The organism is Devosia sp., from assembly GCF_030689745.1.
GTDB classification, from domain to species: Bacteria; Pseudomonadota; Alphaproteobacteria; order Rhizobiales; family Devosiaceae; genus Devosia; species Devosia alba.
Window position 1 is genome coordinate 1 of sequence record NZ_JAUYGL010000001.1, and the last position, 1926, is coordinate 1926.

1 protein-coding gene and 1 pseudogene are annotated in these 1926 nt (G+C 55.3%); both read left to right on the forward strand.

Annotated elements, in window-relative coordinates; translation table 11 throughout:
• Positions 1-190: 190 nt before the first annotated feature.
• A pseudogene (locus Q8O80_RS00005) lies at positions 191-295 on the forward strand (transposase); the annotation flags it as partial.
• Between the two features lie 72 nt (positions 296-367).
• On the forward strand, positions 368-1906 hold the full coding sequence (locus Q8O80_RS00010) for an IS3 family transposase (RefSeq protein ID WP_305575614.1): 1539 nt from the start codon (positions 368-370) through the stop codon (positions 1904-1906).
• Positions 1907-1926: the final 20 nt, after the last annotated feature.

Here is a 1926-nt window from a genome sequence, read left to right on the forward strand (position 1 = left end):
TTTATTAACTAGGCAGGTGGTCGATCGGGCCTGCTTTCGGTCCCACAAGAAACCCGTGGAAGACCTGACCCGTCAAGCAAGATTGCAGAAATACATTCCGCACAGCGGAAGACTTCTGGGGACCCTAGGACGACGCAATAACGTCACGGCTCGCTAACGCCCGCTAACGCGCTGGTCAAACACTTCAAGGCTGAGCAACACGCGCAACGGCTATGGCCGCAAGACGGCGACGACTGAGACCGGCACGATGGCGATCGAGGTGCCGCGCGACTGGCAGTCCGGCTTTAAGCCCCAATCGTGTTGATTGTTGCCAGGATTTGACCCGGGGGATGCAGACGAAAACTTGGACTATCAAAAGAGGTAGTTCATGTATTCTTACGAAGATCGGATCCGCGCGGTCGAGCTGTACATCAGGCTCGGCAAACGTGTCAGGGCGACCATTCTGCAGTTGGGTTACCCGACCAAGAATGCCTTGAAAAGCTGGCACCGCGAATACGAAAAACGCCTCGATTTGCCAGTGGGTTTTGCGGTGCGAGGCCCGAAGTACAGTCAGGCACAGAAGCAGGCGGCTGTAGAACACTACCTCACGCATGATCGCTGCATTTCCGCAACGATGAGAGCATTGGGCTATCTCGGCCGTGGAACGTTGACCGCATGGGTTCGCGAGGCGTTCCCTGAGACCAGAAAAGCAATAGTTGGGGCCGCTAGCCGTCCAAACAATCCGGATGCATTGAAGCAGGCAGGCGTCATTGGGCTTTGCAGTCGACAAGAAAGTGCGCAGGTCGTTGCTGAAAAATTCGGCGTGTGTAGGCCGACATTGTATTACTGTAAAAACCAGTTACTCGGCCCTGAGGCTCCGCCAACCATGAAACGCCATAGGTCCTCACCGGCAGCGCCAGAGCGCGAGGAGTTAGAGCGTCAGCTCGACTCCCTGCAACGCGACATCCGGCAACTGCAGATCGAGCGGGACCTTTTGAAGAAGGCCAATGAACTCCTAAAAAAAGGCCTGGGCGTTGATCTGCAGCTCCTGAGCAATCGGGAGAAGGCACTGCTGGTTGACGCCCTCAAACATCTCTATCGGCTGCCAGAGCTGCTTGCCCAGTTGGGGTTGGCACGAAGTTCGTATTTTTACCATCGAGCCCGTGTGAAAATGGTAGACAAGTACCGCGCTGTTCGTCGCAGCATCGCTGAAATCTTCGAGCTCAACCATCGCTGCTGCGGTTATCGCAGACTGCGTGCGTCGCTGGCCAGGCAGTGCGTTATAATCTCTGAAAAGGTCGTGCAGCGGTTGATGAAACAGGAGAGCTTGGTCGTTGCCAAGCCAAAGCGGCGCCGGTACGGCTCCTATCTTGGCGAAATCAGTCCGGCTCCTGAAAACCTTATCAATCGCGACTTCCAGGCCGGAGCCCCGAATGAAAAGTGGCTCACGGATATCACCGAGTTCCAGATTCCGGCTGGCAAGGTGTATCTCTCGCCCATCATCGACTGCTTCGATGGCCTGGTCATCAGCTGGTCCATTGGAACGCATCCAGATGCCGAGCTGGTCAACACAATGCTGGATGCCGCCATCGAGACTGTGGCTGACACAGATGCACGGCCCATCGTTCATTCTGATCGCGGTGCCCATTATCGCTGGCCAGGTTGGTTATCGAGGATCGGTGACGCGAAGCTGGTTCGCTCAATGTCTCGCAAGGGGTGCTCGCAAGATAACGCCGCATGCGAAGGCTTCTTCGGTAGACTGAAAACGGAACTCTTTTACCCGCGGGACTGGAAAGCGACCACGGTCGAGCAGTTCGTCAACGAAGTTGATTCCTACATCCGTTGGTACAATGAGAAGCGCATCAAGATATCCCTTGGCTCTCTTAGCCCAATCGAATACCGACAAAGTCTCGGCATTGCGGCATAATCGATCCAAGTTTTAATCCG